This is a genomic window from Ignavibacteria bacterium (genome assembly GCA_015709655.1).
Taxonomy (GTDB): Bacteria; Bacteroidota; Ignavibacteria; order Kapaibacteriales; family Kapaibacteriaceae; genus OLB6.
The window spans coordinates 896,366-916,655 of record CP054181.1 but is presented as its reverse complement, the minus strand read 5'-3'; the positions used below and the strand labels follow the sequence as shown (position 1 = coordinate 916,655).

Genomic DNA, 20,290 nt, shown 5'->3' with positions numbered 1-20,290 from the left:
TGAAGGTTATTCGCCTTCGGCAGGTTCGCTTGACTCCAAATCTTCGATGGTGGTTGACGAGCTGGCCGTTCCATCCACGTTGTACTTGTCGGCATTGGGTACAGGGTGATTGGCATTGTAGGCTGCCACCACATCTTCGCTCTTACCGCGGAGGTACTCAACTGCTGAAAGGACAATTTTCTTTTGTTCTTTGTCAAACTCAACTACTTTTAACGGTAACACCTGGTCAGGTGAGAAGTAGTCGGCAATCGTACGTACCGGTGCAAACGAAAGCTGCGATACCGGAACAAAGCCGTCAACACCCTGGGGCAGTTCAACGATCAGGCCCTTGTCAATCAGACGCAGAATCTTGCCTTCGGTTTCGGTGCCAACGCCCACTTCACTTTCAAAAATATCCCATGGGTTTTCTGAAATTTGTTTATGACCAAGCGAGATACGACGGTGCTCGTTATCGATTGCCAGCACTACCACGTCGATGGTGTCGCCCTTCTTAACAAACTCACCGGGGTGCCTGATTTTCTTGGTCCAGCTCAGGTCAGAGATATGTACCAGACCATCCACGCCGGGTTCAAGTTCTACGAAGACGCCAAAGTTTGTAAGGTTGCGAACAACGCCCTGATGAACTGATCCAACGGGGTACTTAGCCGTATGGTCGTTCCACGGATCCGGCTCGAGTTGCTTCATACCAAGAGCAAGTTTGCGTTCTGCCTTGTCAATGCTCAGGACGATGGCGTTCACGATTTGTCCGAGCGACACAACTTGTGACGGATGCTTAATGTGCTGGGTCCAGCTCATTTCACTGATGTGAATCAGACCTTCGACACCCTTTTCAATTTCGATAAATGCACCGTAGTCGGTAAGCGAAACAACCTTGCCGGACACCTTAGTACCTGGCTCGTACTTCTCGCCGATTTCATCCCACGGGTGCGACGTAAGCTGCTTCATGCCCAGTGAAATCCGCTTGCGGTTTGGATCGTAATCCAGGACAACGACCTTTACCTGCTCGTCAAGCTGAACAATTTCGCTTGGATGTGTAACACGTCCCCACGACAAGTCAGTAATGTGAACCAGACCATCCACGCCACCAAGGTCAACGAATACGCCGAAGTCGCTTACGGCCTTCACGACGCCTTCGAGCACCAAGCCTTTTTCAAGCATATTCAGAATCTTGCCGCGCTGATCCGAGAGCTGCTCTTCGAGCAGTACCTTGTGGCTCACCACAACGTTTTCACTTGGATGATTAACTTTCACAACACGTACGTCGATAGCCTTGGTTACCCATGCGTCAAAATCACGTACCGGACGAATATCAATTTGAGAGCCCGGCAAAAAGGCTTCGATGCCAAGCAGGTCAACAACCATACCGCCCTTGATGCGACGGAGGATGCGAACGGACGTGGTTTCCTGTGTTTCGTGAAGCTTCAGGATGTCATCCCACGTCTTCATGAAATCGGCACGCCGGCGCGATAAAATCAACCGGCCATTGGGATCCTCGATTTTCTCAACGAATACGTCAACAGGATCGCCCACATTTAATGTTTCGGCTCCAACGAATTCGGCACGCGGAACAATGCCCAGTGATTTAAAGCCAATATCAACAAGGATTTCATCCTTATTAACCGAGATGACCTTGCCATGGACCATCTCGTCTTCTTTTACCTGCGAAATGCTGGTATCGAACAAATTCATGAACGCGGCATCGTCCATGGTTACAGTATCAAGATCACCCTCAAGGATTTTTGCGAGCGCCGTCTTTCTGTTCTGCTTCGGCTGACCCAGGTTAGAGGAAACCTCGGCAACAGCAGACATGCTGACGTCCTCGGTAACATGGGTAGTTTCTTCCGACATACAGTCTCCTGACTCTCCAACATCGAGGCTCGTAACCGGTGTTGATGAGCAATTTTGATTAGTGAAACAAATAAGTACGAGCCGGAAAGAGCAAAATTACTGCAAAAAATGGATATGACAATGGCCCCGGAATGTCTGGGTAGGGGTAAGGGGCTTAGCCGGGCATGATATCAAAGGGGCCCAGGGCTTCGTCGATTACTACCGGTATTGCTCCAAAGGGGGTATCTGCAACCACCGTTTCGGAACCCGGGAGACCCGAAAGCTCTGCTGATTCTCGCTGCATGGCAGCCATCCAGGAATAGAGGGAGGTCGACACAGCCACTTCGGCTGGGATTTTATTGTGCCGGGCTACAAAATCGGCAACGGCGGCAGAAACTTCATCGTATATGTCGAACCATTCCATGGTACTTGTATGACACCGAAAACCGTGCCAAAGTTACTGCCACCCCCAACGTGCACGGCGGTTGGGGAGCTTTCACGGGGGCAGCTGTCCGCCCACCACGACGCACGATGAGATCTGGCTGGACGCCAGATCCCGATGGTTCCGGCAGGCACAACCACGGGTACGTACGATACGTGTAGTCATCGCGTCTGTCAGGGTCCAAGCAATGGAGGGACCGGGAGCCGGCGGCATGCCGTGATTTTCAGTTATGGTGATGTTCGGTAGGACGCCCCTTCCTATTTTTGCTCTTCTTTTCATACGCGCCCATAGCTCAGCAGGATTAGAGCAGCAGCCTTCTAAGCTGCGGGTCGCAGGTTCGAGTCCTGCTGGGCGCGCTTCCCACACCAAAAATTTATTTTTCAGCGAGGATATCATGGGCTATATGAGTGGCTTTGGTAATGAGTTCGCTACCGAAGCAGAGAAGGGTGCCCTTCCGGAGGGTCAGAATTCACCACAAAAACATCCGTTGGGATTGTTTGTAGAGCAGATTAACGGTACGGCGTTTACCATGCCGCGAAGCCTGAATAAGCGCTCCTGGATGTATCGTCTTCACCCCTCGGCAGTCCATAAGCCATATCAACGTATCAGCAACGGACTTATCCGGTCATCGGCGTTTACCGAAGTAGAGACAACGCCGAACCAACTTCGCTGGAGCCCCCTTCCCATTCCGTCTGAGCCAACAACATTTGTTGAAGGCATTGTAACGATGGCAGGGAATGGCGATCTGGCCACCCATTCCGGTGTTGCCATTCACGTGTACCGTGCCAACTCTTCCATGAATGATGAGTTTTTTTACAATGCCGATGGTGAGCTTTTAATCGTACCGCAGCAAGGAACCTTGCGGTTGCTTACCGAGATGGGGATCATCGAGGTTGAGCCGTGTGAAATCTGCGTGATCCCGCGCGGAATCAAGTTCCGGGTTGAAGTTCAGGGTCCGTCGAGAGGTTACATGTTAGAGAACTACGGTGCCGCTCTCCGACTGCCCGATTTGGGGCCGATTGGTGCAAACGGACTTGCCTACCCGCGTGACTTCCTGTATCCGGAAGCGTGGTATGAAAACAAAAAAGGTGACTTTAGGGTTGTTGCCAAGTTTATGGGGAATCTGTGGGAAGGAAGCTACAATCATAGTCCGCTGAATGTTGTTGGCTGGCACGGTAACTATGCTCCGTACAAGTATGACCTTCGCCGGTTCCAGTGTATTAATACCGTTACCTTCGACCATCCCGATCCATCCATCTACACCGTTCTCACCAGTCCGAGTGCTATCCCCGGTACTGCAAATGCCGATTTCGCCATCTTCCCGCCACGGTGGATGGTTGCCGAACACACCTTCCGTCCACCCTGGTTCCACCGCAACTTCATGAACGAGTTCATGGGACTGATCGAAGGGATATACGACGGGAAGGAAGGCGGCGGCTTTGAGCCGGGTGGTGCATCGCTCCATAATTGTATGACGGGACACGGCCCTGATGCTGCAACGTTTAACCGGATGACCAACGCCGACTTAAAGCCCGAAAAACTTGAAGGAACACTTGCCTTTATGTTCGAAACCTGCTTTGTAATTCGGCCAACAGCGTTTGCAATGGGTGCTGCCGAACTGCAGGAGGATTACTGGGAGGCTTGGAAGGGGCTCTAACAGTCATAACAGTGCGAGCATGCCCGTTGGTTTATCAAGCGGTTAAGCAGCACCGAATGAGAATTTGAAAATCGAATGGGAATGAATGATGTAGCGTATTTGACATCATTTGTGTAACTTTGTCGTTCAGCCAAGTCCCGTGCGATTGTGCCGAACCCAACTCCGCCAGGTCCGGAAGGAAGCAACGGTCAGTTTGTGTACAATGCGCCACGGATCACTTGGCTTTTTTTTGATATTACAACGAGCAGCGTCTCTGAAAACAACCGGATGGTTCGCCGAATCCTCATTAACGTAACTCCAACGCACCAACGCATTGCCATTACCGAAGATGGCAGGCTTGCCGAGTTATTTACCGAGGAGCCCGATACCGAACATCATGTTGGCAATATCTATCTTGGCAAGGTTACCAAGATTCTCCAGGGAATGAATGCGGCCTTTATTGATATTGGCCTTGAGCAGGATGCATTCCTGCATTTTAGCGATGTTGATTCGTCGATGGAAGAGGATGATATTGACAATGACGACGACGAAGCCGAAAAGCCGTTAGCCGAGACGCTTGATTCCAGTGATGTAGCACTGCGAACCGCCAAGGTTGTCTCGAAAAAGAAACTTCCTACCTTCTCTACAAAACGCAGCGGTGAAGTGGTCATCAACCTGCAGCCCAAGCAGCGCGTGATTGTTCAGGTAAGCCGCGAGGCCTATCATCAGAAAGGAGTTCGGGTAACCACCAAGGTGGGGTTGCCCGGAAGGAATGTTGTGCTGATGCCGTTTGAAGACAGTGTTGGCGTCAGCCGGAAAATACAGTCGTACCGCGAGCGGCGCAGACTGCGAATTCTAGCTCGTGAAGTTCTACCCGAAGGCATGGGGTGCATTATCAGGACAGCCGCCAGTGGCCTTGAAAGCGAAGATGTCCAGCGTGACTTTTCAACACTGGTAGAAACATGGACCGAAATCGAAGCCCAGGTACGGAAGGCCGGACACCCGCAACTTCTGTACAAGGAAACCGGAGCCGCCCGCGGCGTGATTCGGGATCTCTTTAAAGATGATGTGCAGCAGGTGGTGGTTGATGACAGGAAGGTGTACCGCGAGATTAAAAACTACATCGAGCGGACGGCGCCCCATCTGCGCGGCAAAATCGAGCTCTATACGGACTCGGCACCCCTGTTTGATACCTTCAGCATCGAAACCGAGGTTCATCAAACGCATCAGCGGCGCGTACAGCTGCCCAGCGGCGGGACCATTGTGGTTGATCATACCGAGGCAATGGTGGTGATTGATGTGAATAGCGGACGTGCTTCCAATGAACGTACTCAGGAAGATAACGCCGTGAAAACCAACTTCGAAGCGGTCCGCGAAGTGGCAAAACAGATCAGGCTGCGCGATATCGGCGGTATTATTCTTGTTGACTTTATTGATATGCAACAGGACGAGAACCGTCGGCGGATTTATTCCGAAATGAAACGTGAGCTGGCCAGAGATCGCGCTAAAACAGTCGTGTTTCCGGTTACCCAGCTTGGTTTAATGCAGCTAACACGCCAGCGCATCCGGCAGAGTGTTGCCGAACGGTCGAGCGACGACTGTCCGCTGTGCTTTGGCACTGGCAAGGTGCAAAACCCGGGCACAACTGCTGCCACGATTGACCGGTGGTTGCGGAATTTCCGCGCACGGACGTGGAAGCTGGGTGTTACCATTAAGGCACATCCATACATGGTGCAGTTTCTACGCAGAAACAGTTTAAAGTACAAGTGGCGGTGGATACGAAAGTATTTCCTGTGGGTCAGACTCGTAGAAGATGACGCTACCGAGGCCGGAGATTTTTCGGGTTTCGCTGGTCGGCGAGATGTTACAAAAATTTATCAATAGCCGTGCAGCGTACTATTACCATCTTAGGGTCAACCGGCTCAATTGGAACGCAAACGCTTCAGGTTGTGGCCGGTCTGCCGTCAGAGTTTACAGTACGCTGGATTACCTGTAATACGCGGGTTGACGATCTGGTACGGCAAGTTCAGGAATACAATCCTTATGGTATAGCTATCCGCGATGAAACCGCATGCCGGCGGTTTCGGGAGCTTCTTCCAACGTATACGGGTGAAGTCCGCTGCGGCGAAGAGGGGCTGTGCGAAGCTGCTGCCGATCCCGAGAACAATCTGGTAATGAGTGCCATGGTGGGGTTCTCCGGCGTTGTGCCTACGATGGCTGCAATACAGTCAGGCTGCACCGTTGCGCTGGCAAATAAGGAGACACTTGTCAGTGCAGGTGAACTCATTACGGCTACACTGAAGGAACACAATGCTGCCCTCCTGGCTGTTGACAGTGAGCATAGCGCTATTGCGCAGTGCCTGCAAGGTGAAAATCTGAAATCCGTTCAACGGATAATTCTGACTGCATCCGGTGGCCCGTTCCGAACAGCGACCGCGGAGGAGCTCGCAACGATGACGCCGGCTCAGGCTCTCAGACATCCCAACTGGGATATGGGGAATAAAATCACAATTGACTCGGCAACCCTCATGAATAAGGGCTTCGAGGTGATCGAAGCACGGTGGTTGTTTAACCTTGACGCCACTGCCATTGATGTTGTGGTGCATCCGCAGAGTATTATCCACAGCATGGTGGAGTTCTGCGACGGCTCCGTGAAAGCACAAATGGGACTGCCCTCCATGCTTGTTCCCATCCAGTGGGCGTTAACATATCCGCAGCGCACGCCCATGAATATGAAAACTCCGGACCTTGCGGAAATTGGAGCACTGACATTTGAAAAGCCCGATGTTCACAAGTTCCCGTGTTTGCAGATTGCGTACGATGCCCTCCGAACTGGAGGTACTGCAGGCTGCATTGTAAACGCCGCCAACGAAATCGCCGTGTATGCTTTTCTTGACAACAGAATACGGTTTACCGATATACCCACTGTTATTCTGAAAACGCTGGAACGCATGAATATTACCGATGCACCGTCTTTACCCGCCATTATCGAAACCGATGCTGAAGCACGACTTCGTGCTCATGAACAGGTAACGATGATTTCTGCAGGTGCAGCGATGTCCTAAATTCCCATCCGCTCACCGTTTTTTGTTACTCGTGATTTAGCCCAATTCTTAAATCGAATCTATGTCTGAATTAATTGCTTTTCTTATTGTTATCGGTGTCCTGGTTTTTATTCATGAGCTTGGACACTTTTTGGCAGCACGTTTAACCGGTATGCGCGCTGACGTGTTTGCCGTTGGTATGGGGCCCCGGATGCTTGGCTGGAACAAAGTAAACGGTTTTACGTTTGGTCCGCTACCCAAAGATATTGTACTTGGTGAACATACCGATTACCGGGTAAGCTGGCTGCCCATTGGCGGTTACGTGAAAATTATCGGCATGATTGATGAGAGCCTCGATACCGAGTTTGCCGCCAAACCACCGGAGCCGTACGAATTCAGATCAAAAAATGCACTGCAGAAAACACTGGTGCTCAGTGCCGGCGTCATCATGAATATTCTGCTTGCAATTGCAATCTTCTGGGTGCTGCCGTTAGTAACAGGCACCGACGAGATGAAGGTAACGTCTGTGGGCTACGTAGAGCCCGGCACACTGGCCGCACAAATGCAGTTGGAACGGGGCGATACATTTGTGAGTATTGACGGACAAACGCCCCACTCGTGGGGACACGTCATGGAGCTGCTTGCGCTTGAATCACAAACCGGCACCCGCAAGATTGTTCTGAACCGGAACGGAACCCTGATCAACAGAAGTGTTTCGGCTGCCGATGTGATGCGAGGTATGACGAATAATACGCTTGGCCTGCACCCAAGTCAAACCCGCGTGGTTCTTGGCGACGTAGTGTCGTACGGACCCGCCGATAAAGCAGGGTTAAAAAAAGGCGATATGATCCTGGCGGCCGATAGTGTAGGTATTGGTGCGATGGCACAGCTACAGCGATATATCCGTGACCATGCCGGTAAAAGTGTGGTGCTCCATGTTGAGCGGGCCGACTCGGTTCGGCCGGTAACCGTACAGGTTGCAAAAGATAGTGTTATCAAGGTGGGACTGGAACAGAAGTTTATTGGTCCCCGCGAGCATAAAACCTACGGAGTGTTCGAGGCACTCACGCTTTCGGTAGGCGAGGTAAGCAAAACAGTTAATCTTATTGTGACCTCGGTTGGACACGTAATCTCCGGCACCGTAAGTGTAAAACAGAGCTTTGGCGGACCCGTTAAAATTGCCAAGATGGCCTCACGGAGTCAGGAGCTTGGCATGGAACCATTCCTGCGCTTTATGGCGCTTATCTCCATTTCACTGGCTGTGATGAACATTCTGCCATTGCCGGGTCTGGATGGCGGACATCTGTTATTTGTCCTGATTGAGGCAATTATGCGCCGCGAGATACCTACAAAGGTTAAAATCAGGGTCCAGCAGATAGGGATGATACTCCTGCTGATCCTCATGGCGTTCGTGTTTTACCTGGATCTGAGTTAATTGCATCGTGAAGAGAATATAAATTATGCAAATACTGGTAACAAATGATGACGGAATCGACGCACCCGGAATTGCTGCGCTGGTGCAGGCGCTGCGTCCGCTCGGGAATGTAGTCGTTGTTGCTCCTGACCGTCAGCAAAGTGCCGTTGGCCATGCACTCACCGTCAGCAGTCCGCTGCGTGCCACACAGTTCCGCAGGAACGGCGAAGTATTTGGCTGGGCTATTAATGGTACGCCGGCCGACTGTGTAAAGCTTGGGATATCGGCATTGCTCAAGTACATGCCTGACCTGGTGGTCAGCGGCATCAATCATGGTGGAAACACCAGTGTAAACGCTATTTACAGCGGCACTGTTAGTGCTGCCACCGAGGGCACGCTGATGGGCGTTCCAAGTATGGCCGTTAGTCTGGATGACTTTAGTTTGAATGCCGACATGAGTTTTGCAGCAAAAGTTGCGGCACACATTGCCTCGCAGCTACCTGCCCTTGGAATACCCAAGGGAACTCTCCTAAACGTGAACGTTCCTGCTATTGCGGAGTCAGACTGCAGGGGGATTCGGATTGCACAGCAGGGACGCAGCATCTGGCAGGACAGCTACGAGGAGCGTATCGATCCGCACCGTCGGGAATACTACTGGCTTACAGGGTCGCTGGTATCGGTGGAAGAACTCCCCGATGCCGATGATTTGCTGGTTGCACAGGGCTACGTAGCCGTAACGCCGATTCATTACGAGCTGACGAATTTTACCGTGCTGGATCGTTTACGTACAACCCTTACTGATTTGCCGTAACCTGCGGCAACAAGCCTCGGTTGGTAAATAACTGTATTATGGCTTCCGCATTCACCGCATTTCGTGGCATGGCTGGAGCAGTCGTATCGGTGGTGCTAACGGTGTGAAGCACCCGCGCCAGATCGGCAGCATCACCGGTTTTAAACAATACTGCTTCGGGTGGACGCCGCACGGAATCCGACCCCACAGCCCAAACGCCGTCCTCAATTGCTTCAACAAGGGTCAGGCTTTCCCCGCCCTCCGTCCTTGTAGGCCGTACCACAATATGTGCTTCATGTACAACTGGTGCCAGGGGGCTTTGCAAACCATGAACCAGAAAAACGTTGCGAAGAGCCTGGACGCGTTCCTGATACAAACGATAAAGATCATTATCAACGATTTCTCCGAGGACAATCAGCAGTGCCATGTCGGGACTGCTGAGTTGGTTGTGCGCATCGAGTAATGTATCGATACCGTAGAGATCGGCTCCGTTATACCGCACCACCCGTCCTGCATTTGCCAGTACCCTGACTTTTGCCTGCAGCCAGCCATTTGGCAGGTCGGGTTTTGGGCATTCCTGTTCCCAGTGCGACACAGGTAATGCCGAGGGGATAACACTAATAGTATCGGGATTTAGTTTCAGCCTCTCCACCAATGCCGTACGCGTTTCACTGCTGATTGCAATAATCGCGCGGGCATTGTGGTACACTCCTGCGAGAGCGGCATCGAAGTGTTCCAGGTCGGGTCTGTGCCGGAACGAGTGAACCGTGAGCGCATACGGACGTCGAAGGGCAGTCCACACACGTCCCAGCAGCACCGTCCGCCGTGCATTCCCCTCATCGGTATGCAGGTGAACAGGTGTGCGCTGCAAAGCCGAAGGAAAACCTTCCTTCCGGACCCATGGCAGATCGTGGCGGACGCCTGCCGTGCTATGTCCACGTACGCCAAAGCCCCTTTCCACCAACTGCTCTGCCAATCGGATGATGTGCAGTGCCACCCCTCCGAACGGAGGCGGAAACGGACCATGAAGTATGATATCAGGCACGGAGTGGCTTCCGGGCAACAATAACGTGCATATCCGAACAGCGGTTTCGGTACTGTTCGTACAACTCCAGGGAATACTGTGGCTGGTACAGCAGGTAGTCTTCATCTGCACACAACTCTAATCCTGCGTCCACCATTAGTGACCGAATCTTATCCCATTCGATATGATCATCTGGCCACACATGGATATCACCCTCCTCTGAATACCGTGGATTCCGGAATTTGCGGAATCGTTTAATCCACCAGTTCACAGAAAATATCCGTTTCATGTACCAGAACGGTGAACGAGGAGCTGTTGATGCGGAACGTAGCTCTGCAAGTAGCGGGCTATTGGTCCAGTATTCACTCGAAGCTTCGTGATCGATAACCAGTACCCCACCAGGAGAAAGTATTCGAATCATTTCAGAAACAATGTGTAAATAGTCCGGAACATGGTGCAGTACACTGTAGGTTGCTATAAAATCAAAAATACCATTACCAAATTCAGTAAGGTCTCTACCGTTTAGGATATGTGGAGTTGTAGCATTAGGATCGATAGCAGAGGAGATACGAGTGAAGGAGGGGGTAACATCTGCACAGATAACATGGAAGCCATGGTGTAGAATGTGTCGGGTCAGATTACCATCGCCACACCCGAAATCCAATGCCCGCCTGGATCCAGATTTCACCAGACCGGTTGCCAAGCCTATCAGTGCTGCCAGGCGTGCCTGCTCAACCGAGTTATAAATTTCGGAATGCCGTTTTGTATAGAGTGTGGCGATCCGTTCATGCTGACGAATATTCTCCTGAATGTATGTATCATGTGTTTTCATACGTAGACTTGCAATCTATGAAGACAGTGTCCGAAAGTTAGTTGAAAAAAAAGAGGCTCGCTTTGTGGTTGGTAATTTGGAGAAACTAAACAACCAAACACCAAACAAAGGAGCCCCATGCGATCCAAACATACGCACCCAGATCTTAGTGCGGCAATCGAAACACTAGCGGAGCTGGCAGGCGACGAAGTCGCGGCACTCGTGTTACATCATCTGGAGCTGAGCAGACATGTTGGCGTTCAGCTGATGGAACGGGAGGTGACGCACCTAGCCGGGGAGCGCCATAGCCATGACAAGCCTCACCAGGGGCGCTACAGCCGCTGGGGACGTAATCCTGGCAGTCTTGCTGTAGGAGGACAGAAGCTGCCGGTGGCAGTACCCAGGGTGTATGATGCCGAAACCGGGAAGACGTTTTCGCCACAGATCTACCATGAAATGCGCCAGGCCGCGGAGCCACCGACCTACGTGATCGAGTCGTTGTTTCGTGGACTCGGCAGCCGCAATCTGGAGCTGGTTACCGAAGCATTGATGGATTCATTTGGACTCTCAAAGAGTCGGGTTTCTGAGCTCTTCGTTGAGCACAGCGCCGCGATCCTGGAAGAGTTTCTTCAGCGTCGCCTTGACGAGTCAACCTATGTGGCGGTCTTCATCGACGGGAAGTGCATACAGGGTCAGAACATCGTCTCGGTTATTGGCGTAACTGAAGCCGGGGAGAAGTATCGCTGGGGCTAACCCAATGTACGACAGAGAACGCCGGTGTGATCACGACGATGTTTCGCGAGATGATCAGCCGTGGTTTCTGCTTCGATGACGGCCTGTTGTTTGTGATCGATGGCGGGCTAGGCCTTCGAAAGGCGATCGAAGAGGTCTTTGGCGAATATGCCGTCATTCAGCGCTGCCAAGTGCACAAGTTGCGCAATGTGCTTGACCATCAGCCGGAGAACGCACGTCCAGAATGGCGCAAACTTCTGAAGCAATTGTTTTCCTGCGATGACTACAAACACGCACGCGCTATGGCTGATGAACTCATAGCACGATTGCAGAAGATCAATCCCGCCGCTGCTGCATCACTCAATGAGGGCATCGAAGACGTACTGACCCTAACACGACTCGGCATGCGATCTGTGTTCGGCCGTTCGTTCGGCACGACAAATGTGATCGAGTCGGCGAACTCTGCCATAGCACGTCGTACGAGGCACGTTACGCGATGGTCCACAGGTGATCAGCGGCTACGGTGGTCAGCTCTCGCTCTCTTCGACGCAGAACAATCATGGCGACGAGTACATAACTATAAAAGATTGCTTATGTTGCACCGAGCGATCGTAAACGAAGTAAACAACAGAATCCAAAACAATCAAACCAAAGCTATAGTCTCTCGATTTTCAACTAGGAAACGGACATAGTCTCTATGAAAATGGATTACATCACAGTGCGTTCAATAATAACGGGTTGCTAAGATGAGAACATTCGTTCTCGGAATCACACCTGTCGTTCTATTGCTTAGTGTGTTCAGTGCCACGGCCGAACAGAGGTGGAGGCTTATTCACGAGGCACCCGGGATAGGCATATTCCCCGAAGCACAGCTTATAAACAAAGGACAAATACTCCTGTTTGGCGGACTTAACAAAGGTATCGTCACAGCAAATACATACATACTTGATGCCAAATCAGAAGTTATCCGACCTGTAATGCCAATGAACCAACCACGATATTTAACTTCATCGGTAGTAATGTCGGACGGCAAGGTGTACGTAATAGGTGGAAACATCTCGTCATCACATCAAAGTACTAATAAGATTGAATGTTTTGATCCCCAAACAGAAATGTGGGAAGTTGTAGGAAGTATTTCAACAGCAAGAGCCCAGTTGGCAGCCGTGGCTCTTGATTCGTTCAGAATCATGATTGTTGGTGGGCGTATTGGCATTGATAACGTTGTCAATACGTGTGAAATCTTCGATACTCGCACCAGAGTAACTCTTTTAGCTGGCGACTTTCCTTACGTGACGAGTTTATCTCAGCTTACTGTAGATTCAGCAGGTCGTATAATTGCCTTTGCCGGCAGGATTGGTGGTCCGGGTTCATACCGCTCGAACAGGGTGTGGGCATATGATGAATCAACATTTACGTGGGATCCAGTTGGCACCACTGATTCGTTGTACTACCCTACTATGGTAACGACTCCTGATAAGCAGTTGATCTGGACTGGGGGAAGTGCATCAGAAAATTCGAAAGGGGGTAAGTACGTAATGACAATTGGTCGTTATAGTAATGGAACATTCAAAACATACGGGCTTTTACTCGAGAACAGGTGTGGGCATAGTGCGGTAAATTACTTGTCCGGTTCGATCCTTGTTATTGGAGGTAACAATGATATTTCGATTCAGTACAAATCGTGTGAATTCGTGGATGTTCTAACCGGGGTGTCTACACCGGCACCTCCATTGAATATCGGACGAGCTTTTTTTAAAGCAGTTTCAGTTGGTAGTGGACGAGATCTTAAGGTGTTTGCAATAGGTGGGATTTCGTCTGCAACGGAAACGAGTACGATTGAAGTACTCTCAGGAGAGTGCGAAACCACCGTCCAATCCGTTCCCCCAAGTCGGTTTACACTTCGGGGCAGTGCGTATTTGTTGGACACGACAATTGTGCTTACCGATTCAAAGCCGTTTCTGGCCGGTGCTGCCTGGCTGAAGCAGAAGGTGAATATAGTAAACGACTTTACTATTCAATTTGGCTTTCGGTTGCTCGACGGAACCGATAACGAGCTGCGTGATGGCGGACCTCAGGGTGCCGATGGTGTTGTCCTGGTGTTTCAGCCGGTAGAGCCGGCGCCTCTTGGCGACGCAGGGAAAGGTATCGGGTATGATGGGATTCCGCATGGCCTGGCCATTGAATGTGACGCATTCCTGAATGCAGCGTTTTCCGATCCGTCGGGTAGCCATATTGCAGTTCAGGGCGGTGATGGCACACGGCTGCGGGCAGTGCATGCAGAGCCCTACCTCCTTGCCCTTGGATATGCCAACGTGCCAAATTTTGTGGCCGACGGTTCGGAATACCATGTAAAGGTAGCGTATGCCAACGCCACACTGTCGGTGTGGGTTTCCAAGGATCAGAATTTTAACGATCCGGTGCTATCAGTGCCGCTAAACATACCACAACTGCTGCAGCCGTTTCTGGCTACAGACGGAAAGGCATACGCAGGGATAACCTCGGCAACCGGATTCTCGCAGCAGCAACATGTTCTTACGTACGTCCGGGTAGAATCCTGCAGTGATGATCTGACATCAGCCGAATTGCCTGAATCGTCACCCGCCAGCGGGGTCGAGGTGTTCCCTAATCCCTTGTACGGACAGTCAACGGTCAGACTTCGGTTTTCTGCACCGGCGCTTCCGGGTACCGTTGCGGAGGTGTATAGTCGTACCGGTAACCTGGTGCTGCGCAGGGATGCAGCGAACCATACTGAAATTGATTTTGAGGTTCCGGATGTGGCATCAGGTGTGTATGCAATTCGGATTGTTCGAAACGGTGAACTCGTAAACACCACCCTCCTGCATATCCTGCGATAGTGCTACATAATCCACTGCACTACAGGCAGCGTAACCAGCGATCCAGTGGTGCTGATAACAATTGCCTGTGCCATGATTTCTTCGTCGAGTCCATAGTGCTCGGCAAAAACCAGGGGCAGCATCATCACCGGCATGGCAGACTCGAACAGCATGGCCGCAGATACGTCGGTGCTGAAACCCAGAAATGAAATAAGTACAAAACCAAGTGCCGGTGAAATAATCAACTTAATGATTATTGCAGGACCCAGTGTGCGCAGCTGGCGTGTGGTGGGCGGTCGGAGGCCAAGCCCTATGGTAATCAGCATGAGCGGGGCAACGGCTTCACCCGCAAGAGCAATCGGGACGGTAACAAGCTCCGGCAGCTCCAGTCCGGTACCTGCTGCCAGCAGACCAAGCATGACGCCAATAAAGGCGGGAGTACGGATTATCGAGATGAAGGCTGCTGAAGGAGTAAATTTCGTGGTGTCTGACCCGTAGTACATGCAGATAGCAATGCCCAGCGTGAGCAGCATTGGTGTATTGCCCGTCATATCATACAACAATGGGATATGCTGCACATGGTCACCAATAACGAATTTTATGAACGGGTAGCCCAGATAGGTAACGTTGCCCCAGGCAGCCGCCAGAATCAGTGAACCGGTAGTTCCGCGACTCAGTGTGGTCCGTCGGGAATAGATCAGCCAGGCAAGTGCGGCACATACGGTTACTGTGATACCAGGAACGACAGGGATCGCAAGAATTCCGGCGTCAGGATGAATCGGGCTCACAACACTAAAGGCAAGCAACGGCAGGAGTAATACGTAGACCAGATCGTTGATTGCCTTCCTCATTGCATCGGCACGCTGTACGCCAACAGCTACGCGTACAAGCAGACCAACGGAGATAAGTAGGAAGAGTGCAGCAAATGCCGAAATCATAGAACAATGTTACGGTGTAACCCGGTTTAATTTTCTGTAACACGGTCCTGTTGGTATTCCCGATAGTTTGTGATGTGTTCATCATCACCTGTTTGATTGTGCTCCTTCGTGTACTCATAGTTGCCGGTGAGGCGCTGCATGATAGTCTTCGCTCCTCACTTCGGATCATCGATTCTACCCCGACTGTGGTACTGGGCAGAGTGCCGCATTCAAAGGCGTTGTCGGTAATCCCGGATGTGTATCCCGATGTGGTACTTCTGGATGCCGGGGCCGACAGTGGGGCTGTGCTGCGCTCATGGGCTCAGCAGCAGTTACACGACGTAGCGCTGGTTTGTGTTGCTCCTGATGTGCATTTTGCCCTTGATGCGTTTCATGCCGGTGCAACGCATTACCTGATGACGCCGGTTTCAGATGCCGAGCTGGAGGTTGCCGTAGCCCGCTGTGGACAGTTACTGCACTCTACAGAAGGGTCACGCCAGAATAAAATCGCCCAGGCTAAACAACGGTCGAGTTTGGCAAAACCATACAACTGCCAGGTTATTGCCCTGCCCTCGGCGTCGGCAATCGAAGTGCGCCGGCAGGATGCCCTGATCAGTGCTCATGGCAATGGCAGTTACACGAAGGTGGTGCTTACCGATGAACCTCCCATTGTACTGACGCGGTCACTGGGGGATCTGGCGGCGGAATTAGAAGACTACGGACTGGTCCGCGTTCACCGGTCGCACATGGTAAACCTGCTCCAGGTACGTACTGTGCAAAGGGGGCGTGTCCCGGCCCTTAAACTGTCGAACGGTGTGGTGGTGGATGTTAGCGATACCTACCGAGAGTCAGTGTTCCAGGCGCTACGTATCGGACGTTTCCGAGGGGGGTAAATCCTGTACTGTTTCAATAGCAAAAATGATGCGATGTTCTAACTTGCATCATGATCCGCAGTTTCTGTTTGCTCCTCCTTTTTGCCGGCTTACATGTGGCCGAAAGCTGTCCGCCAGACAATGAGGTGTGGCTTAACTCGTACTCACGCGTGGTCCAGGTAAAACGATGCCGTAACTGGATGCGAATCGATACTGCCACGAGCGTCCATAATCCAACCAGTATCACAACCGGTGATACGGTAATGATCATTCAGATGAAGGGGGCTATGGCCGACAGCTCAGGCCGACTTCTATCAATGGGAGCAGCAGGACGCTTTGAGCGGAATATCGTGCACAGACGGAGTGCCGATACGTTGTTCTTTGAACGGGTTCTCATGGCTGAGTATGCAGAAACCGGATGCGTTCAGATTGTAAAACAATATACCTATGGCGGACTGCAGGATTCGGTCACGTTTTTAGACCGAACGATTTCATGTCCGCCATTTAACGGAACCACCGGCGGAGTGATCGTCCTGCAGGCCACGGATACCCTGTTTCTGTCGGCAGGCATCTCCGCCGATGCCAAGGGCTACCGGGCCGGCGAAGGGTTCTGCACTACCGGCCTTTCAGCGAATGCTGGACACGGGAGTGCAGTGGCTGCCGGCGGCGGCGGTCACGGTGGGGCCGGTGGCTGGGCATCGCAAAAGCTGGTGCCGCCCGCAGGCGTACAACCGGGGGTGGCAGTTTCGTACACCAGCGGATACAACTGGATTTTTATGGGCGGAGGGGCAGGCACCATGACAGGGAAGGGCGGTGCTGCCGGTGGGGGAATCGTGATCATTGATGCTCCTGCAATAATCGGTCTTACCGATTCCGTACGCATAACCGCACGTGGAGGCTCCGCAACAACAGAAGGAGGCGGAGGTGGTGCAGGCGGTGCACTGCTGCTTATTTCACACAACATCAGCAGGATCCCGGTGTTAACAGCGTCTGGCGGGTCGAGTATGTCCGGTGGTGCGGGTGGCGGCGGTGTGGTACGCATTGGTACAATGACGGCGTACAACCTGACGGAATCGGCCTACCAGGGAGGGGCTGCGAAGTACGGGACGCGTGGCAATGGTTTTGCAGGAGCGGTGTTTTACAATGTTTTCATTAACCAGAGTACCGCGCGATACCAAAGCCCCCTGACGAACATCTCAAACGATACATCGGTTTGTGCGGGTACCAGCGTAGTGCTGCGTACGCAGGGAGCACATGCAACCAGTTGGTTTACTGCTGACTCGGTGCTGTGCACGATGTGCGACTCGGTGACGGTTACTCCGGACGACACAACCACATTTGGTGCTGCTCTTGACGTGGATGGCTGTGTTGACACGTTCTATGTAAAAGTAAATGTGTTTACGAATCCGGCTTTTACGTTCCCACCACCGATCCATACATGTCCGGGCGTGCCGGTTTACATTGAAGGCCCTCCGGGCATGACAGCATACCGCTGGTCTACCGGCGACACGTCACGTACGATACGTGCACAGAATGCAGGCAGGTACAAATTGCTGGTTGCCGACTCAAATGGTTGCGTGGCGGAACAGACCGCAACAGTGGTCCATGACACGTTGCGTCGGTTACATCTTGTTAGCGATCCTATTGCCGGGGTTGCCTCCACGGTTGCCTCGGGTGAGTGGGCTCACTCCGAAGTAATTATTCAAAATATTTCTAATGATACATTGCATAATATCGGAGTTATAATGACGGAGGGGACCGTTCTCTCGGTGCCCTATTCCAGCGTTCCGTGGCAGCTGGCGCCGGGTGAGCAGGCTACACTGCCGGTATTTGCATGGTGTTCGTATCCGGGAGAGTATTCCGATACCATCGTGATTTCGGAGCCGTGCGGGTTTTTGCACGTCCCGGTGCAGACCCGGGTGTTGGAAACACCGGCATACTCACGGTGCCGGGTGCGCGTAACCTCGGCAGGTGAGTTAGAAAGGATGCTTGAGGATCCTCAGACGGTAATCGTTGACATACTTGGGCGCCGGGTGATACCACCGTTTTACCGTGGCTTGTACATTGTGCGTACAGCTACCGTAACGCAGTTTCTGCAAATACCTTGAGCATGACGAACCTCCAGATAAAGAGCGCATTACTATTGTTGCCATTCTCATATTCTTTAATAACGTGTCGTAGTTTGTCCACGTCAAGAAGGTCCGAAAGCACACTCCAGTCGGAATGAAGGTACGAACGCAGCGCACCCCGCAGCCACGTTGTATGTCCTGGTGTTACAAAGCCGGTTTTATCCTTCCGATCAAGAACCGCATCGGGTACAATACCGCGCATAGCAGCGCGCAGCACCCGTTTCGTTTCACCCAGATGGATTTTATGGTTGTTGGGCATCGAGAAGCAAAGCTCAACCAGCCGGTGATCAAGGAACGGAACCCTGCTTTCGATACTAAATGCCATCGAATTGATGTCTTCAGTATGAAGCAACGTTGGCAACAGCGTTACAAACACAAGGTTATGGAGAAAGCCATTCAGGTGCGATCCTGCCGGATCGGGTATGTTTAACCGGATAGCAGTATTGGAGCTTTGCAGTATCCACGGATAGGTTCTGCGAAACTCAAGTTCGTAGAGCTGCTGCTCTTCGCGAACCAGGGTGAGCACCGACTTTGCCAGTACTGATGCGCTTTTAAGAGGATTGTATAACTGGCGTTTGCGGTGTGCGTTCCACTCGCGGATTGCATCAGCAGGCTGCACGTCCCGAATCAGGTCAGCAATCACTCGATACATGCTGTGCATATATCCGCCCATGATCTCGTCAGAGCCCTGTCCGTCCAGCACAACCTTAATGCCATTCTCGGCTGCAAGCTTCATTACGAAGTACTGGCTGATGTAGCTGCTTGACGGCAGGGGAGCATCCATCATTGCAGCAATTACCGGCAATGCTTCGGCAACATCGGTATCGGTTGGCGAAATATAATGGGGTTTAATACCCGGATAGGCGGCAAGGACGTGGTTGATATACGGACGCTCGTCAACATCACCTGCGCCCGTGTAGTAGGCGGTAAAGGTTTCTACATTGTGTTCGTTGGTCTGTGATGCCAGGCAGCAGGCAATCGACGTGCTGTCCAGACCTCCGCTTAAACACACGCCCATGGGGACGTCGCGGCGGGACGTCAGGCGGATGGAATCAATAAACAGTTCTCTGAACTGAGCTACCGAGTCATCAAAACTCATGGTGGTATTCTGCTGTGTGTTCAGGTGTGCGTACTGTGTTACTGACGCTGACCCGTTTTGCCATACCAGTGCATGAGCCGCCGGCAACGCCTTGATATCGGTGAAATAGGTTTCGTCCCAGTGATGCATCCACCCCAGGTACAGTCCACGGGCCACCTGGTCGGTATTCAGTGTCTTCGACACTAATGGCGACAACCGAAGAGCCTTGATTTCGCTGGCAATGTGCAACCGTCCGCCGCTCAGTGCATAGTGAAACGGCTTTATCCCAAAACGGTCGCGTGCGCAGAACAAACGTTGTTTCCTGCTGTCCCATATTGCAAATGCCCACATACCGATGAAGCGTTCAAGACAGGCATCCTGCCAGTGCAGGTAGGCTTGCAGGACAACTTCGGTATCACCCGTAGTGGTAAACACCACACCATCCCGCTGCAGCTCGCTGCGAAGTTCAACGTAATTATACACCTCGCCATTAAACGCTATGGTGCAGCCGGACCGTGTTAACGGCTGATGTGATGCATCGGACAAATCAATGATACTTAGCCGGTTATGTCCCAGCGAAACAGCACCATCCTGCTCCACGCGTCGCGCATCAGGCCCACGGTGTGCCATAACCGCAAGCATCCGCTCCGATAATGAGTATGCCTCTGATGGGGTAAGAGAGGTATCGGCTATGGCTGTAAATCCACACATCAGCAGGGTGTACAATTCTGAAACTGAAA

At 52.0% G+C, this 20,290-nt stretch carries 16 protein-coding genes, 1 tRNA gene and 1 other RNA gene; 12 read left to right on the top strand and 6 right to left on the bottom strand.

What is annotated here, in order from left to right; translation table 11 throughout:
• Nucleotides 1-6: 6 nt before the first annotated feature.
• The gene (gene rpsA, locus HRU79_03780) at nt 7-1,809 is read right to left on the bottom strand and encodes a 30S ribosomal protein S1 (protein ID QOJ27257.1); all 1,803 of its coding nucleotides are present in this window, start codon (nt 1,807-1,809) and stop codon (nt 7-9) included.
• Nucleotides 1,810-2,002: 193 nt separating this feature from the next.
• Complete coding sequence (locus HRU79_03775; GenBank protein QOJ25813.1) at nt 2,003-2,251, bottom strand: hypothetical protein; 249 nt, start codon at nt 2,249-2,251, stop codon at nt 2,003-2,005.
• A 299-nt stretch (nt 2,252-2,550) separates the two neighbouring features.
• Here HRU79_03775 and HRU79_03770 point away from each other — a divergent pair.
• From HRU79_03770 to surE, 7 genes are all read left to right on the top strand, one after another.
• A tRNA-Arg gene (locus HRU79_03770) sits at nt 2,551-2,625 on the top strand.
• Nucleotides 2,626-2,663: 38 nt separating this feature from the next.
• On the top strand, nt 2,664-3,926 hold the full coding sequence (locus HRU79_03765) for a homogentisate 1,2-dioxygenase (GenBank protein ID QOJ25812.1): 1,263 nt from the start codon (nt 2,664-2,666) through the stop codon (nt 3,924-3,926).
• A gap of 128 nt (nt 3,927-4,054) precedes the next feature.
• Nucleotides 4,055-4,153: signal recognition particle sRNA small type (gene ffs, locus HRU79_03760), an RNA gene on the top strand.
• Between the two features lie 40 nt (nt 4,154-4,193).
• Complete coding sequence (locus tag HRU79_03755; protein QOJ25811.1) at nt 4,194-5,789, top strand: Rne/Rng family ribonuclease; 1,596 nt, start codon at nt 4,194-4,196, stop codon at nt 5,787-5,789.
• 2 nt (nt 5,790-5,791) lie between these two features.
• The gene (locus tag HRU79_03750) at nt 5,792-6,970 is read left to right on the top strand and encodes a 1-deoxy-D-xylulose-5-phosphate reductoisomerase (protein QOJ25810.1); all 1,179 of its coding nucleotides are present in this window, start codon (nt 5,792-5,794) and stop codon (nt 6,968-6,970) included.
• A gap of 61 nt (nt 6,971-7,031) precedes the next feature.
• On the top strand, nt 7,032-8,384 hold the full coding sequence (gene rseP, locus HRU79_03745) for an RIP metalloprotease RseP (GenBank protein ID QOJ25809.1): 1,353 nt from the start codon (nt 7,032-7,034) through the stop codon (nt 8,382-8,384).
• 25 nt (nt 8,385-8,409) lie between these two features.
• Nucleotides 8,410-9,174, top strand: a complete 765-nt coding sequence (gene surE / locus HRU79_03740) for a 5'/3'-nucleotidase SurE (protein QOJ25808.1) — start codon at nt 8,410-8,412, stop codon at nt 9,172-9,174.
• Here the strand turns inward: surE and HRU79_03735 are convergent.
• Both HRU79_03735 and HRU79_03730 read right to left on the bottom strand, forming a co-directional pair.
• On the bottom strand, nt 9,158-10,198 hold the full coding sequence (locus HRU79_03735; protein ID QOJ25807.1) for a glycosyltransferase family 4 protein: 1,041 nt from the start codon (nt 10,196-10,198) through the stop codon (nt 9,158-9,160). The two genes, surE and HRU79_03735, sit on opposite strands and share 17 nt — an antisense overlap.
• The gene (locus tag HRU79_03730) at nt 10,191-11,009 is read right to left on the bottom strand and encodes a class I SAM-dependent methyltransferase (GenBank protein QOJ25806.1); all 819 of its coding nucleotides are present in this window, start codon (nt 11,007-11,009) and stop codon (nt 10,191-10,193) included. Before HRU79_03730 ends, HRU79_03735 begins: the two co-directional genes overlap by 8 nt.
• 117 nt (nt 11,010-11,126) lie before the next feature.
• Here HRU79_03730 and HRU79_03725 point away from each other — a divergent pair, with 117 nt between their 5' ends.
• The 3 genes from HRU79_03725 to HRU79_03715 are packed head-to-tail and all read left to right on the top strand — an operon-like array spanning nt 11,127 to nt 14,575.
• Nucleotides 11,127-11,741 carry a transposase gene (locus tag HRU79_03725; GenBank protein ID QOJ25805.1) on the top strand — a complete coding sequence of 205 codons (615 nt, stop codon included), beginning with the start codon at nt 11,127-11,129 and terminating at the stop codon, nt 11,739-11,741.
• Nucleotides 11,742-11,767: 26 nt separating this feature from the next.
• The gene (locus HRU79_03720) at nt 11,768-12,412 is read left to right on the top strand and encodes a transposase (GenBank protein ID QOJ25804.1); all 645 of its coding nucleotides are present in this window, start codon (nt 11,768-11,770) and stop codon (nt 12,410-12,412) included.
• A gap of 54 nt (nt 12,413-12,466) precedes the next feature.
• Nucleotides 12,467-14,575: a hypothetical protein gene (locus HRU79_03715; protein ID QOJ25803.1), complete on the top strand. Its 2,109-nt coding sequence runs from the start codon at nt 12,467-12,469 to the stop codon at nt 14,573-14,575.
• Between the two features lie 2 nt (nt 14,576-14,577).
• On the opposite strand, the gene HRU79_03710 is transcribed toward HRU79_03715, so the two are convergent.
• Nucleotides 14,578-15,492: an AEC family transporter gene (locus HRU79_03710; protein QOJ25802.1), complete on the bottom strand. Its 915-nt coding sequence runs from the start codon at nt 15,490-15,492 to the stop codon at nt 14,578-14,580.
• A 98-nt stretch (nt 15,493-15,590) separates the two neighbouring features.
• Between HRU79_03710 and HRU79_03705 the strand changes: the two genes are divergently transcribed.
• A complete protein-coding gene (locus HRU79_03705) occupies nt 15,591-16,364 on the top strand; it encodes a LytTR family transcriptional regulator DNA-binding domain-containing protein (GenBank protein QOJ25801.1) in 774 nt (257 codons plus the stop codon).
• Nucleotides 16,365-16,414: 50 nt separating this feature from the next.
• Entirely contained in the window at nt 16,415-18,451 is a 2,037-nt protein-coding gene (locus HRU79_03700; protein QOJ25800.1) for a hypothetical protein, read from the top strand.
• On the opposite strand, the gene asnB is transcribed toward HRU79_03700, so the two are convergent.
• A complete protein-coding gene (asnB, locus tag HRU79_03695; GenBank protein QOJ25799.1) occupies nt 18,420-20,261 on the bottom strand; it encodes an asparagine synthase (glutamine-hydrolyzing) in 1,842 nt (613 codons plus the stop codon). The genes HRU79_03700 and asnB overlap by 32 nt on opposite strands.
• Nucleotides 20,262-20,290: the final 29 nt, after the last annotated feature.